Source organism: Cupriavidus sp. OTU4054, from assembly GCF_038440175.1.
Classification (GTDB): domain Bacteria; phylum Pseudomonadota; class Gammaproteobacteria; order Burkholderiales; family Burkholderiaceae; genus Cupriavidus; species Cupriavidus pauculus_D.
Genome location: NZ_JASATF010000002.1, coordinates 136,356 through 149,293, shown reverse-complemented (window position 1 = coordinate 149,293; position 12,938 = coordinate 136,356). Strand labels below are relative to the sequence as shown.

12 protein-coding genes are annotated in these 12,938 nt (G+C 66.1%); 6 read left to right on the top strand and 6 right to left on the bottom strand.

Annotation, left to right across the window (positions count from 1 at the left end; all coding sequences use genetic code 11):
• Positions 1 to 95: 95 nt before the first annotated feature.
• The 3 genes from msrB to msrA are packed head-to-tail and all read left to right on the top strand — an operon-like array spanning position 96 to position 3,212.
• Positions 96 to 626: a peptide-methionine (R)-S-oxide reductase MsrB gene (gene msrB, locus AAHB16_RS03505; protein WP_150374419.1), complete on the top strand. Its 531-nt coding sequence runs from the start codon at positions 96 to 98 to the stop codon at positions 624 to 626.
• A gap of 14 nt (positions 627 to 640) precedes the next feature.
• On the top strand, positions 641 to 2,440 hold the full coding sequence (locus tag AAHB16_RS03500) for a cytochrome c biogenesis protein DipZ (protein ID WP_342050107.1): 1,800 nt from the start codon (positions 641 to 643) through the stop codon (positions 2,438 to 2,440).
• Positions 2,441 to 2,468: 28 nt separating this feature from the next.
• Positions 2,469 to 3,212: a peptide-methionine (S)-S-oxide reductase MsrA gene (gene msrA, locus AAHB16_RS03495; RefSeq protein ID WP_342050106.1), complete on the top strand. Its 744-nt coding sequence runs from the start codon at positions 2,469 to 2,471 to the stop codon at positions 3,210 to 3,212.
• A 12-nt stretch (positions 3,213 to 3,224) separates the two neighbouring features.
• On the opposite strand, the gene AAHB16_RS03490 is transcribed toward msrA, so the two are convergent.
• On the bottom strand, positions 3,225 to 4,199 hold the full coding sequence (locus AAHB16_RS03490; protein WP_342050105.1) for an alpha/beta fold hydrolase: 975 nt from the start codon (positions 4,197 to 4,199) through the stop codon (positions 3,225 to 3,227).
• A 251-nt stretch (positions 4,200 to 4,450) separates the two neighbouring features.
• On the opposite strand from AAHB16_RS03490, the gene AAHB16_RS03485 reads away from it, so the two are divergent.
• Entirely contained in the window at positions 4,451 to 4,915 is a 465-nt protein-coding gene (locus tag AAHB16_RS03485; protein ID WP_342050104.1) for a DoxX family protein, read from the top strand.
• On the opposite strand, the gene AAHB16_RS03480 is transcribed toward AAHB16_RS03485, so the two are convergent.
• Positions 4,912 to 6,456, bottom strand: a complete 1,545-nt coding sequence (locus AAHB16_RS03480) for a GMC family oxidoreductase (protein WP_150374415.1) — start codon at positions 6,454 to 6,456, stop codon at positions 4,912 to 4,914. The two genes, AAHB16_RS03485 and AAHB16_RS03480, sit on opposite strands and share 4 nt — an antisense overlap.
• A 168-nt stretch (positions 6,457 to 6,624) precedes the next feature.
• On the opposite strand from AAHB16_RS03480, the gene AAHB16_RS03475 reads away from it, so the two are divergent.
• Positions 6,625 to 7,374 (top strand): GAF domain-containing protein, encoded by a 750-nt coding sequence (locus tag AAHB16_RS03475; protein WP_342050103.1) that lies wholly within the window; start codon positions 6,625 to 6,627, stop codon positions 7,372 to 7,374.
• A gap of 7 nt (positions 7,375 to 7,381) precedes the next feature.
• Here the strand turns inward: AAHB16_RS03475 and AAHB16_RS03470 are convergent, their stop codons facing one another.
• Genes AAHB16_RS03470 through pcaB form a run of 3 tightly spaced genes read right to left on the bottom strand, consistent with a single transcriptional unit; the run spans position 7,382 to position 11,211 of the window.
• Positions 7,382 to 8,368, bottom strand: coding sequence for a tripartite tricarboxylate transporter substrate binding protein BugD (locus AAHB16_RS03470; RefSeq protein WP_342050102.1), 987 nt, complete (start codon positions 8,366 to 8,368; stop codon positions 7,382 to 7,384).
• A 40-nt stretch (positions 8,369 to 8,408) separates the two neighbouring features.
• The gene (locus AAHB16_RS03465) at positions 8,409 to 9,806 is read right to left on the bottom strand and encodes a cation:dicarboxylate symporter family transporter (RefSeq protein ID WP_150374412.1); all 1,398 of its coding nucleotides are present in this window, start codon (positions 9,804 to 9,806) and stop codon (positions 8,409 to 8,411) included.
• A 31-nt stretch (positions 9,807 to 9,837) separates the two neighbouring features.
• A complete protein-coding gene (pcaB, locus tag AAHB16_RS03460; RefSeq protein ID WP_342050101.1) occupies positions 9,838 to 11,211 on the bottom strand; it encodes a 3-carboxy-cis,cis-muconate cycloisomerase in 1,374 nt (457 codons plus the stop codon).
• Between the two features lie 113 nt (positions 11,212 to 11,324).
• On the opposite strand from pcaB, the gene AAHB16_RS03455 reads away from it, so the two are divergent.
• Positions 11,325 to 12,071, top strand: a complete 747-nt coding sequence (locus AAHB16_RS03455; protein ID WP_342050100.1) for a GntR family transcriptional regulator — start codon at positions 11,325 to 11,327, stop codon at positions 12,069 to 12,071.
• Positions 12,072 to 12,081: 10 nt separating this feature from the next.
• Here AAHB16_RS03455 and AAHB16_RS03450 read toward each other — a convergent pair whose 3' ends face one another.
• Complete coding sequence (locus AAHB16_RS03450) at positions 12,082 to 12,888, bottom strand: alpha/beta fold hydrolase (RefSeq protein ID WP_150374409.1); 807 nt, start codon at positions 12,886 to 12,888, stop codon at positions 12,082 to 12,084.
• Between the last annotated feature and the right edge of the window lie 50 nt (positions 12,889 to 12,938).

The following is a 12,938-nucleotide window of genomic DNA, read 5'->3' as shown; positions in this document are numbered from 1 at the left end:
GGCGCAGTTATCACAGAATGTTTAAGGTTTGGCGAGGACTTGGCGACGGAAGCGCACCTAATCTGCGAATACCCGCAGCCACTCTGGAGTTGACCATGGGCATGTCGAGACGCATTCTCCTATCGGGCGGCACCCTCGCCGCCGCCGTGGCCGCCATGGGCGGCTGGCGCGTGCTGAATGCCGCGCCGCGGCCCGGCGAAGCCGGCACGCCCTCCCCGACGCCGGCCGGCGGCTTCCCGTTCCAGCTATCCGACGCCGAGTGGCGCGCAAAACTCAGCGCGAACCAGTACGCGGTACTGCGGAAGGAAGGGACCGAGCGCCCGTACAGCAGCCCGCTCAACGACGAGCATCGCAAGGGCATCTTTGCCTGCGCGGGATGCGACCAGCCGCTGTTCTCTTCCACCACCAAGTTCGATAGCCGTACCGGCTGGCCCAGCTTCTGGGCGCCCCTCGAGAACGCCGTGGGCACCGAGGACGACCGGAGCTTCGGCATGGTGCGCAGCGCCGTGCATTGCAGCCGCTGCGGCGGCCATCTCGGACACGTGTTCAACGATGGACCGAAGCCGACCGGCCTGCGCTACTGCATGAACGGCGTGGCCATGACGTTCCGCGCGGCCGCTGCCTGACCGGAGCCCTTGCCATGCTGCTCCTCGTGCTGTCTTTCCTTGGCGGGGTGCTCACGATCCTGAGCCCCTGCATCCTGCCGGTGCTGCCATTCGTCTTCGCACGCGCCGATCAGCCCTTCGTCCGTAGCGGCTTGCCGCTGCTCGCGGGCATGGGCGTGACGTTTGCCGCGGTGGCGACGCTGGCCGCCGTGGGCGGGGGCTGGGTGGCGCAGGCCAACGAGTTCGGGCGCTGGCTGGCCATCGCGCTGCTGGCCGCGTTCGGGCTGGCGCTGCTGCTGCCGCGGCTGGCGGAACGACTCATGCATCCGCTGGTCGGGGCGGGCAGCCGGCTCTCGAACCTTGCCGAGAGCGGTGGCGGCAAGAACAGCGCCTCGGCCTCGTTTGTGCTCGGCATCGCCACGGGGCTCGTCTGGGCGCCGTGCGCGGGCCCGATTCTCGGCCTGGTGCTGACGGGCGCGGCCCTGCAGGGGGCGAGCATCGGCACCACGCTGTTGCTGCTGGCCTATGCGGCCGGCGCGGCCACGTCGCTGGCCATCGCGCTGCTGATCGGCGGCCGCGTGTTCGCGGCCATGAAGCGCTCGCTCGGGGTCGGGGAATGGATTCGCCGCGGCATCGGGGCGGCGATGCTCGTGGGTGTGGGGGCGATTGCGCTGGGACTGGATACCGGCCTGCTGACGCGCATCTCGACCGTCGCGACCGGTGGGCTGGAGCAGCAGCTCGTGAACAAGCTGTCCCCGAAGCCGGCGCAAGGCGTCAATAACGGCGGCTCGATGATGATGATGCGCACCGCCAACACCGACGCCGCGCTGCCGGTCGAAGGCAGGTTCCCGGGCCTCGACGGCGCCGAGCAATGGCTGAACTCGCCGCCGCTCAGCGCCGAAGCACTGCGCGGCAAGGTCGTGCTCGTCGATTTCTGGACCTACTCCTGCATCAATTGCCTGCGCACCCTGCCCTATGTGAAAGCCTGGGCAGAGAAGTATCGGGACAAGGGGCTTGTCGTGATCGGCGTGCATGCGCCCGAGTTTGCGTTCGAGCGCAATATCGACAATGTCCGCAAGGCCGCGCGCGACCTGGGCGTGACCTACCCCATCGCCATCGACAACAACTATGCGATCTGGCGCGCGTTCGGCAACAACTACTGGCCCGCGCACTACTTTATCGATGCGCAGGGACGCATTCGCTTCCACCATTTCGGGGAAGGCGAGTACGAGAAATCGGAGGCGGTCATTCGCCAGTTGCTCGCGGAGGCCGGCCATGCGGACGTCGCCGGAGCGGACGCGCCCACGAGTGCAAGAAAGGTCGCGGCAACTGGCGTGGAAATGGGCGTCGAAATGGGCGTGGAAATGGCCCCCGACAAGGATGCGATGCGGTCGCCGGAAACCTACGTCGGCTACGCGCGTGCCGAGAATTTCGTGTCGGACGGCGGGGCGAAGGAAGACCAGCCGAAGGACTACCGTACGCCCGCCGATCTCGCGCTCAATCAGTGGGGCCTGACCGGCAACTGGAAGGTCGGCGAGGAAGACGCGACGCTCGGGCGTCACGCGGGCGGCATCGTCTATCGCTTCCATGCGCGCGATCTGCACCTCGTGCTCGGTCCTTCGGCCGCTGGCAAGCCCGTGCGATTCCGTGTGACGATCGACGGCAAGGCGCCCGGGGCCTCGCATGGCACCGATGTGGCGGCCGATGGCGGCGGCACGGTGACGGACCAGCGGCTCTATCAACTGGTCCGGCAGAGCGGCGACGTCCACGACAGGACGTTTGCCATCGAATTTCTCGATCCCGGGGTGAAGGCGTATGCCTTTACGTTCGGCTAATGTATTCCCTTCTTCAGAGAGTCAGATCATGAACGTCATCGCCACACTGCAACGCCGGCTGCGTCCTACCCCTGCCCGGCTCGCCGGACTGGCAATTCTGGCCGCCTTGTTCGGCGGCGTCGCCAGACCGGTGCTATCGAGCGAACCCGCGGTCAAGATTCCCGCGCCGGTGGCCGACGAGAAACCGGGCGCATCGGGCCCGGGCCGCACCCAGACCGCCGTCTTCGCGGGCGGCTGCTTCTGGGGCGTGCAGGGCGTGTTCGAACACGTCAAGGGCGTGACGCGCGTGACCTCGGGCTATGCCGGCGGCGCGGCGAACACCGCGCAGTACGAGCGCGTGGGCACGGGCACGACCGGCCATGCCGAGGCCGTGGAAATCCGCTACGACCCGACGCAGGTCAGCTACGGCAAGCTGCTGCAGATCTTTTTCTCGGTCGCGCATAACCCGACGCAACTGAACTACCAGGGTCCCGACCACGGCACGCAGTACCGCTCGGCCATCTTCCCGACCACGCCCGAACAGCAGACGATCGCGCAGAACTACATCGCCCAGCTTGGCGGCGCCAAATCCTTCGGCGCCCCGATCGTGACGCGCATCGAGCCCAACAAGGGCTTCTACGCCGCCGAGGACTACCATCAGGACTTTCTGGTCAAGAACCCGAACCATCCGTATATCGTGATCAACGACCTGCCGAAGGTCGCCAATCTGAAGGCGATGTTCCCGGACATCTATCGCGACGATGCGGTGCTGGTGTCGAAGCGGGCGATGTGATGGGACGGCCGGTCACCGGCAGAGCTTTCGGTCCAGGAATCCGCGGATCATCGGCGCCATGACATCGAGTTTGTCCTCGAGCGCGAAATGTCCGGTGTCGAGCAGATGGAGCTCGGCGTCGGGCAGGTCGCGCTTGTAGGGATGCGCGCCCGGCTCCGGGAAGATCTTGTCGTTCTTGCCCCAGACGATCAGGGTCGGGGGTTTGCGTTCGCGGAAGAAGGCCTGGAATTTCGGGTAGAGCGGGACGTTCGTTCCATAGTCGCGGAACAGATCGAGCTGGATATCCCGGTTGCCGGGCCGATCCAGCAACGCCTGGTCGATGACCCAGTTGTCGGGGCTGATGCGCGAGAGATCGCTCATGCCGTCGGTGTACTGGAATTTCGTCGTATCCAGCGTGACGAGGCCCGCCAGCGCATTCCGGCGTGCCGGCGTGTCTTCCGCCCAGTACGCCTTGATGGGGTCCCAGAATGCGCCCAGCCCTTCCGTATACGCGTTGCCGTTCTGCACGATCAGCGCCTGCACGCGTTCGGGGTGGGCAATGGCGAGCCGGTACCCGACGGGCGCGCCGTAGTCCATGACGTACATGCTGTACCGCGCCGCGCCAAGCTTGACCGTGAGCTTGTCGATGATGTCCGCGTAATGCGCGAAGGTGTACGCGAAATTTGCCCGGTCCGGCATGCCGCTCTGCCCGAACCCGGGGTAGTCGGGCGCGATCACGTGGTACCGGTCCGCGAGGAGCGGGATGAGGTTACGGAACATATGCGACGACGTCGGGAACCCGTGCAGCAGCAGCACGACCGGTCCGTTGGCGGGACCCGCCTCGCGGTAGAAGACATCGACGCCATCGATCGACGCCGTTCGGTAGTGCACGACGGCGACGGCCTGCGCGGTGCCGGCGCGGGCCGGTTTGGGGCACGCGGCCAGTGCGGGTTGGAAGGCAGCGAGCAGCCCAGCCATCCACAGCGTATTCAGCAAGCGGCACGTCATGTCGAATTCTCCCGGCGGTAGACCCTGCGTCGTCTAGATACCGTACGACCCGCGGCAAGACAATTCACATTAAATCCCGTGAAGCAGAGCCGGTCGGATTCGCACAGGTCCTGTCGGCGGTTAACACTGCGGGCTCGATCATCGCCGTTTGATTGTTGGCGATTCCCGGAAGGACCTGACAGGTTTGGCCCGTATATCTGACGGCCATACCCGTAAACAATGCGCGGACGTCTCCCTCGAACGAGCGACCCATGACCCGCCTCTCGCATGCCTCCCGCCATGAACCCGCTTGCTATGCCCTGCTCCGCGTCGTCTTTGGCGCGGTGCTGTTCACCCACGGCCTGCCCAAGGCGCTCGGCACCTCGCATGGGTCGATGGCCGATCCCATGGCGGGATCGATCCGCCTGATCGGCGACGTGATGGGTTTGCCGTTTGCCCCGCAGCTCGCGTTTCTCGTCATGCTGCTGGAGACGGGTGGCGCGCTCATGCTCCTGCTCGGGCTTGGCACGCGATGGATCGCGGGCCTCGTCGTCCTGGAGATGCTGGCCATCAGCTACGCGCTGGGGCCCACGTGGCCGTGGATCGACCGGGGCATCGAGTTCCCCGTGCTCATGGGCTTTCTGGCGCTGTATATGGTCGCGCGCGGCGGCGGCGCCTATGCGGTGGACACGCTGATCGCCCGCCGCATGGTGGCCGCCCCCGCCTCGCTGCGCTAGATGCCGTAGGCCGTGCGGATCTGCTCCGCGGCGCGCTCGCCGACGACCACGCAGGGCGCCATCGTGTTCCCGCTCGTGACGTGCGGCAACACGGATGCATCGGCGATGCGCAGCCCTTCGATGCCATAGACCTTCAGGCGGCCATCGACCACCGACATCGCATCGCGCCCCATCTTCGCCGTGCAGCACTGGTGCCAGTATGTGACCGCCGCATTGCGCGCGTAGTCTTCCAGCTCCTTGCCGCGCAGCTTGCCGGGCAGCGCTTCACGCGTGACGAGCCTGTCGAAGCAGGGCCTGGCGCCGAGCTCGCGCACGAGCGCGATATTGGCGAGCGCGGTCTTCATATCGTTGGGATGCGAGAGCGTGTTCGCCTCGATGATCGGCGCATCGCGCACATCGGGGCCCGACAGCCGCACGCGTCCGCGGCTTTCCGGATGCGCAAGGCCCGCGAACATGGTCCAGCCATGCAGCGGAACGTCCATCGCCATGGTCTCCGCGCTCGGCACCGGCATCTCGGTCTGGCAGTGGAACATGTCGGGCAGATGCATGCCCGGCTCGCTCGACCAGTACAACGTGGCCTCCGAGCCGCCGTGGCCGATGGCCTGCGGCTCGCGGTATTCGAAGATGACGCCGAACGACACGTGGTCCTGGTGATTGGCCCCCACGCCGGGCAGGTGCTGCACGACGGGCAGGCCGTGCCGGCGCAGTTCGTCCTCGTCGCCGATGCCGGACTGCATCAGTACCTTCGGCGTATTGATCGCGCCCATCGACAGGATGACCTCACGGTTCGCACGGAAGATATGACGCTCGCCGTGATGGATCGCTTCCACGCCGACGACGGTCGTGCCGCGCAGGACAAGGCGCGACACGAGCGTATGGGGCAATACGGTGAGATTGGGCTGCCCGATGCGCGGATGCACATAGGCGCGATAGATCGACGACCGCTTGCCGTCGCGAACGATCAGGTCGCTGATCGCGGCACCGCCACGCCCTTCCATCATGGCGCCGTTCGGGTTGTCGTAGCTTGGAATGCCGAGCTCGCGCGCGGCATCGACCATCGCGTGGGCAATCGGCTGCGCCTGGCGCGCCGGGCTGACGTACACGGGGCCGTTCACGCCGCGCCGCAGCGGATCGGGCGTGCCCTGGTAGTTCTCCACGCGCTGATAGATCTTGAGCACCGATTCGTAACCCCAGCCGGGGTCGCCCGTCGCCTCCGCGAAGTCCTCCCAGTCGTTGCGATGCCCGCGGGCCCACACCATGACGTTGATGCTGGAACCGCCGCCGAGCACCTTGCCCATGTTCAGCGGAATGGCGCGGCCATTCACGTGGCGATTCGGCTGGGCCATGAAGTTCCAGTCGCGCACGCCGCCAAGGTTCATCGACCATTGTGCAGGGCTCATCACCTCTGGCACGTCGTCGCTGCCACCCGCCTCGATCAGCAGCACGCGGACGTCGGGGTTCTCCGCCAGGCGCGCGGCAACGACCGATCCGGCCGTGCCCGCACCGCAGACGATGAAATCAAATGCTTCGCTCGGGACCATCGTGTTCCTTTCAGGGGGGAGTTGCGATGAGCCGGAGTCTAATTCAATTCCATCGAAACTATCAATTTTGTATAATTTAAATTGCGAGTTCGCACGACGGGATGCAGGCCAGGGCGGGAAGCCGGCCGCGCCGGTACACTACGGACCGCACGCAAACGCATGAATCTCATGGAAGACAACGTTCTGACCACCACGCAGGTCGCCAAAATGCTGGGGATCTCGGTACGCACCGCACAGTTGCTGATCGAGGGTGGGACGCTGACGTCGTGGAAGACGCCGGGCGGGCATCGCCGCGTGTTCCGGTCGGAAGTGCAGGCGTTGATGGCGCGCGAACGGCCGGCCTTGCCGCAGGACACGGCGAGCGCCACCCTGCCCGCGGTGGATGCCGCGGGCGCCTATCCCGTTGCCGCCGATGAATCGCGCCGTCTGCTTGCGGTCGAGCGTTCCGGTCTGGTCGATACGGCCCCAGAGACCGCTTTCGACCGCATTACGTGGCTGGCGGCACAAACGCTCTCGGCGCCGGTGGCCTTGATGACGATCCTGACGCCCACGCGCCAGTGGTTCAAATCCCGGCAGGGACTGGACATGACCGAGTCTCCGCGCAGCTGGGCGTTCTGCAATCACACGGTCCTGCAACGGCAGGTCTTTGTCGTGAACGATCTGTCGACGCACCTTTCATTCGCATCGAACCCGGCTGTCGCGGGCGCGCCGCATTTCCGGTTCTATGCGGGCGCGCCGGTGCTGGACCCCGAGGGCTATGCGCTCGGTTCCATCTGCGTGATGGATTACGCGCCGCGCACGCTCGATGCCACGCAGACCCAGACCCTCGAGGCCCTTGCGGCGTTCGCGTCGAGCGAGATCCGCCTGGCGCAGACCGACCGCGCGCTCATGCAGCTGCAGGCGCGCGCGGCTCGGTAAGACCGTCTCAATCCAGCGAGATATTGGCCTTGGCGGCCAGCACCTTCCAGCGCGCGACTTCCGATTCCGTATGCTTGCCCAGCGCGGCCGCCGTGTACTTCTCCGTGGGTAGCGTCTGGATGGCCTGTGCCGTCAGGCGGTCCGTGAAGGACTTGTCGCTCATGACCTTCAGATAGGCGGCCTGCATCTTGTCGATCGCGGCCTGCGGCGTACCCCTGGGCGCGTAGATGCCATACCACGTGGCCGCCTCGAAGCCCGGGATCACCGTTTCCGCGAGGGTCGGCACGTCCTTGATCTGGGCGACGCGTGTCGCGGACGTGACCGCCAGTGCGCGGACCTTCGACTCCGTGATCTGCGGCAGCGCCGTGTTGGTCTGGTCGAACATCCCATCGACCTGCCCGCCGATGACGTCGATCAGCGCCGGGCCGGCGCCCTTGTACGGGACCAGCGACACTTTCATGCCCGCCGCCGACGCGAACATTGCCGCGATCAGGTGAGAGGTCGATCCCATGCCCGCATTGCTGATGTTCAGCTTGCCCGGGTTCTGCTTGCCGTACTCGACGAACGCCTTCACATCCCTGGCCGGATGGTCCTTGCGCACCATCAGCACCATCGGTGTATCGGGAAAGCGGAACACCGGCGCGAAGTCCTTGACCGGGTCGTACGACAGCTTCTTGTAGAGCGCGGGCGCCGCGCCCATGTAGCCCATATGCCCGACCAGCATCGTGTAGCCGTCATTGTTGGCGCGGGCCGCCTTGGTCGCGCCGACGGTGCCGCCGGCGCCCGGCGAGTTGTCGATGACGATCGACTGGCCGACCTCGCGCGAGACGCGTTCGGCGATGCTGCGGGCGAGTGCGTCCGTGGGGCCGCCGGCCGCGAAGGGCACGATCCAGGTGATGGGCTTGGTGGGATAGTTCTGCGCGTGTGCCGTGGCACCCGTGACGATCGCCACGGTTGCCATGGCGAGGCGCGCCAGCGTTCCGACTCGTTGCATGGGTTGTCTCCTCTGTTTGATGGGATGCGGCCAGCGCGTCTTATGCGCGCTTGACCTGAATGCCGGCCGTGTGCGATCGGCGATCGTCGGCGTCCTCTTCCAGCAGGTTGCCGTCATCGAGCGCCGCATCCGCATGCGCGGCGTCCGGATAGAGTTCGGGATACAGATGGCGGCGCGCGCGCTCGGCATCGAACGTGCCCGACCATTTCGCGACGACCACGGTGGCCACGCTGTTGCCGATGGTGTTGCAGGTCGAGATGGCCATCGACAGGAAGCGGTACACGCCGAAGATCACGGCCAGCCCTTCCACCGGCAGGATGCCCGTGGAACTCACGGTGGCGGCAAAGACCACGAACGACCCGCCCGACACCGTCGCCGCGCCCTTCGACGTCAGCAGCATCAGCAGCAGGATGCCGAACTGATGCTCGAGCGACAGCGGCACGCCATAGGCATGGGAGATGAACATCACGCCCATCGCCATGAAGATCGAGGTGCCGTCGAGGTTGAACGCATAGCCCGTGGGCAGCACCAGGCCGACCGTCTGCTTGGCGCAGCCCAGCCGCTGGAGCTTGATCAGCAGACGCGGCAGCGCGCTCTCGGACGACGCCGTGCCCAGCACGATCAGGATCTCATCCTTGATATATCGCAGGAAGCGCCACAGGCTGAACCCGGCCAGCCGCGCCACGAGCCCCAGCGCGCCGAGGAGGAAGATGATGACCACCGCGTAGAAGCTCAGCACGAACTCGGCCAGCGCGAGCAGCACGGCGGTGCCGTTGCTGCCCACCGAGTACGCCACCGCGCCGAAGGTGCCGATGGGCGCGAGCTTCATCACGAGGTTGATAAACGAGAACAGCACCTCGGAAATCGTGTCGAGACCCTCGTTGATCCTGACGCGGCGCGTCTCGGGAATCGCGAGAATGCCGATGCCGACCATGACCGCGAGCACCACCACCTGCAGCAGTTCCCCCTTGGCGAACGCGCCCACGAAATTGTCCGGCACGATATGCGCCATGAACTCGAGGAAGCCCTGCGGGGCAGCCGCCTTGGCGACCGGCGCGGCCGACGCCGCGCCCACGCTGGCCATGCCCTTGCCGATCTCGAGCAGATTGCCCGCGACCATGCCGAGGATGAGTGCCACGGTGGACACCACCTCGAAATAGAGGATCGACCGCCAGCCCACGCGTCCCGCGCTCCGCACATCGCCGGCGGACGCAATGCCGTGCACGATGGTCAGGAACACCAGCGGTGCCACGCCAGCCTTGATCAGCGACAGGAACATGTCGCCGAGCAGCTTAAGCTTGGCCGCGAACTGCGGAAAGACGAACCCCACCGCGATACCGAGAATCAGCGAGACCAGTACCTGCATGCCGAGGCGGCGGTACCAGGGCAGCCGTTTGGGTGCGGATGGCGTGGGCGTTTGGGTGGTTGTACTGCTCATCTATGTCTCCTTCGGCCAGAGCGGCGTGCGCTCAGGCGACTTCCTTCGACAGCGCGATGGCGCGGTCCACCATCTGCGGCGCGAGGCCCAGATAGTTGGCCGGATCGACCATCTGGTCGATGGCCGCGCGATCGAAATGCTTCGTGACGGCCGGCAGCGCCAGCAGTGCTTCGGCCAGCGTGCCGCCCTGCTCGTTGACGGTGCGGCAGGCGTCGTAGACCACATCGTGGGCTTCCTGGCGGCCGATATGCGGGGCCATGCGCATCATCACGGCTTCCGCGACGATGAGGCCCTTCGAGATGCCGAGGTTGTGCGCCATGCGCGCGGTATCGACGATCAGCCCGCCGAGCGCGAACTTGGCCTGATGCAACGCGCCCGACGTGAGGATGAAACTCTCGGGAATGGCGATCCACTCGGCGTGCCACGGCCCCGTGGCGCGCTCGAAGTCCTGCACCATCGCATCGACCATCAGGCCCGCGTGCTGGCGCACGGCCTTGGACGCGGCCAGCATCAGTTCGCTCGAGATCGGATTCCGCTTCTGCGGCATGGTGCTGCTGGCGCCGCGGCCCTTGACGAACGGTTCGTAGACCTCCGCGAACTCGGTCGAGGCCATGATCATGATGTCCAGCGCGATCTTGCCGAGCGAGCCCGTCACCAGGGCCAGCAGGTTCACGGCTTCGGCAAAGCCGTCGCGCGCCACGTGCCACGTGGTGGCGGGCACGCCCAGATCCAGTTCCTGCGCGAGCGCGCGCTGCACCTCGAAGCCCTTGTCGCCCAGCGAGGCCAGCGTGCCGGCCGCGCCGGCGAACTCGACCACGGCGACGCGCGGGCGCAGTTCGGCGAGGCGTTCCTGATGGCGGTCGAACATCGCGAGCCAGATGGCCGTCTTGTAGCCGAACGTCACGGGCAGCGCCTGCTGCAGATGGGTGCGGCCCGCCATCGGCGTGTCGCGGTGCTTGATGCTGAGGTCAGCGAGAATGCCGCGCAGTTCGCGGATGTCGGCGGCCACGCTGTCGAGCGCATCGCGCACCTGCAGCGCCACGGCCGTGTCCATGATGTCCTGCGTGGTGGCGCCCCAGTGCACGTAGCGGCCCGCCTCTCCGCACATCTTCACCATCTGGTGGACCAGCGGAAGGATCGGATACCCGACAATGTCGGTTTCCTCGCGCATGTGATCGAAGTCGATACGTTCGATACGCGACTCGCGGGCGATGGCCTCGGCGGCGTCGGCGGGAATGACGCCAACGCGCGCTTCGGCTTTGGCCAGCGCGATTTCCACATCGATATAGCGTTGCACGAGCGCGCCGTCGGAAAAGATCTGGCGCATCTTCTGCGTGCCGAAGGCATCGCGGAACAAGGCGGAATCGACGACGGTGCTGGCGGCGGGAATGGTATAGGCGGTCATGTGGTGTGCGTGAGCGATCTGGTATTCGGGCGTGAACTGGTATATGTTCGAACTTATTCGCCATTAAATATGTTCGAACATATTCTCGAAATTAGTGTTAACCCTTGGCAATCATGAGCAAGATGAACTTCGCCGAGATCAGCAGCCAGTTGCTGCAAGGCATTACGACGGGACGTTTCCCGGTCGGCGCGCTGCTGCCGACCGAACTCGAGATGTGCGAGCAGTTCGGGGCGAGCCGCTATACGATCCGCGCGGTATTGCAGGACCTGCAGGAAAAGGGGTTGGTCTCGCGCCGCAAGAACGTGGGCACGCGTGTGGAGGCCTCGCAGCCCAAGACGGTGTTCCGGCCGACGCTGGCCTCGGTCGAGGACCTGATGCAGTTTGGCGGCCAGCACCGGCGCGTGGTGCAGTCGGTGGAAACGGTGAATGCCCCCGACGATGTTGCCGCCGTGCTGGATGGGGGCGCGCGTGGGGAGGTGTTGCGGATTTCGAGCGTGCGGCTCGATGCGGCACGCGGCCAGGGGCAAAATGAGTCGCCGATCGCCTGGACCGACGTCTATATCGACGCGGACTACGCGGACCTCGGGCAAATCGTGCGCGACACCCCCGACGTGCTGGTCAGCTCGCTGATCGAGTCACGCTATGGGCGGCAGATTGCCGAGATCGAGCAGGATATCCGCGCGTCCACGTTGCGGGACGCGCGGATCGCCGAGGCACTGGGCCTCGAGACGGGCGCGGCGGTGCTGAAGGTCGTCCGCCGTTATATCGACGCGGACGGCAAGACGTTCGAGCTATCGGTGACGATCCACCCGGCCGAAACCGTGTCCGTGACGACGCGCATGCGCCGCAACACCCGATAGCCGCGATTCGCTACGCAAGAAAGCGATCGACCTCGGCCACGAAGTCCTCGATCTCCTGGAACAGGAACGCGTGGCCCGCATCGGGATACAGCACGAGCTTGGCGTACGGCGCCTGCTGCGACAGCACGTAGGACCGGTACGCGGGCAGCATCACGTCGTGCGCGCCGTTGGCCACGAGGATCGGCAGCCGCAGTTCGGCCGCGCGATGCAATACCCCCTGCCAGGACGAAATGGCCTTGACCTGCGCCATGAACGCCTCGGCCGTGACACGCGGGCCGCGATCCGGCTGCGCTTCGATGCGCGTGAGCGATGTCCTTCCCGCCGCGACGGCGGACTCCGACTCCGGATAGAACAGGAACAGGAAGTCGTCGATATCGTTGATCGCGTGCGTCATCACCTGCGGCACGCGCGGATGCGGCTGCGGACCATCGGTGATGCCGCCCGGGCTCGAACCCGCGACGATCAACCTCCGTACGAGATGGGGCGCGTCGAGCGCCAGCTGCTGCGCGACCACGCCACCGAGCGACCATCCCAGAACATCGGCCTGTGCAAAGCCTAATGCGCCGATGACCGTGCCGGCGACGGCTGCCATGCCCGCGATGGTGTCCGGCACCCTGCCCGCCGAGCGGCCGATGCCCGCGCTATCGAACCAGACCACGCGGCGCTCGGCCGAGATCGCGTCGATAAACGCGGGGTCCCAGTCGTCCATCGTGCCGCGAAAGCGTTGCAGCAGCACCAGCGGAATGCCGCCGTCAGGCCCCGTCTCGCGCAGGGCGAGGCGGCCGTGGGGTGTCTCGAGGTCGAAGGATCGCGCCATGAGTGTTCTTCTTGTTATGGGAATGCCTCAAGCGTATGGGGTCCCACGCG

Bases quoted from the DNA above. Each gene is read 5' to 3' on its own strand.
- msrB (WP_150374419.1), top strand. From the start codon at position 96: ATGGGCATGTCGAGACGCATTCTCCTATCGGGCGGCACCCTCGCCGCC.
- AAHB16_RS03500 (WP_342050107.1), top strand. From the start codon at position 641: ATGCTGCTCCTCGTGCTGTCTTTCCTTGGCGGGGTGCTCACGATCCTG.
- msrA (WP_342050106.1), top strand. From the start codon at position 2,469: ATGAACGTCATCGCCACACTGCAACGCCGGCTGCGTCCTACCCCTGCC.
- AAHB16_RS03490 (WP_342050105.1), bottom strand. From the start codon at position 4,199: ATGACGTGCCGCTTGCTGAATACGCTGTGGATGGCTGGGCTGCTCGCT.
- AAHB16_RS03485 (WP_342050104.1), top strand. From the start codon at position 4,451: ATGACCCGCCTCTCGCATGCCTCCCGCCATGAACCCGCTTGCTATGCC.
- AAHB16_RS03480 (WP_150374415.1), bottom strand. From the start codon at position 6,456: ATGGTCCCGAGCGAAGCATTTGATTTCATCGTCTGCGGTGCGGGCACG.
- AAHB16_RS03475 (WP_342050103.1), top strand. From the start codon at position 6,625: ATGGAAGACAACGTTCTGACCACCACGCAGGTCGCCAAAATGCTGGGG.
- AAHB16_RS03470 (WP_342050102.1), bottom strand. From the start codon at position 8,368: ATGCAACGAGTCGGAACGCTGGCGCGCCTCGCCATGGCAACCGTGGCG.
- AAHB16_RS03465 (WP_150374412.1), bottom strand. From the start codon at position 9,806: ATGAGCAGTACAACCACCCAAACGCCCACGCCATCCGCACCCAAACGG.
- pcaB (WP_342050101.1), bottom strand. From the start codon at position 11,211: ATGACCGCCTATACCATTCCCGCCGCCAGCACCGTCGTCGATTCCGCC.
- AAHB16_RS03455 (WP_342050100.1), top strand. From the start codon at position 11,325: ATGAGCAAGATGAACTTCGCCGAGATCAGCAGCCAGTTGCTGCAAGGC.
- AAHB16_RS03450 (WP_150374409.1), bottom strand. From the start codon at position 12,888: ATGGCGCGATCCTTCGACCTCGAGACACCCCACGGCCGCCTCGCCCTG.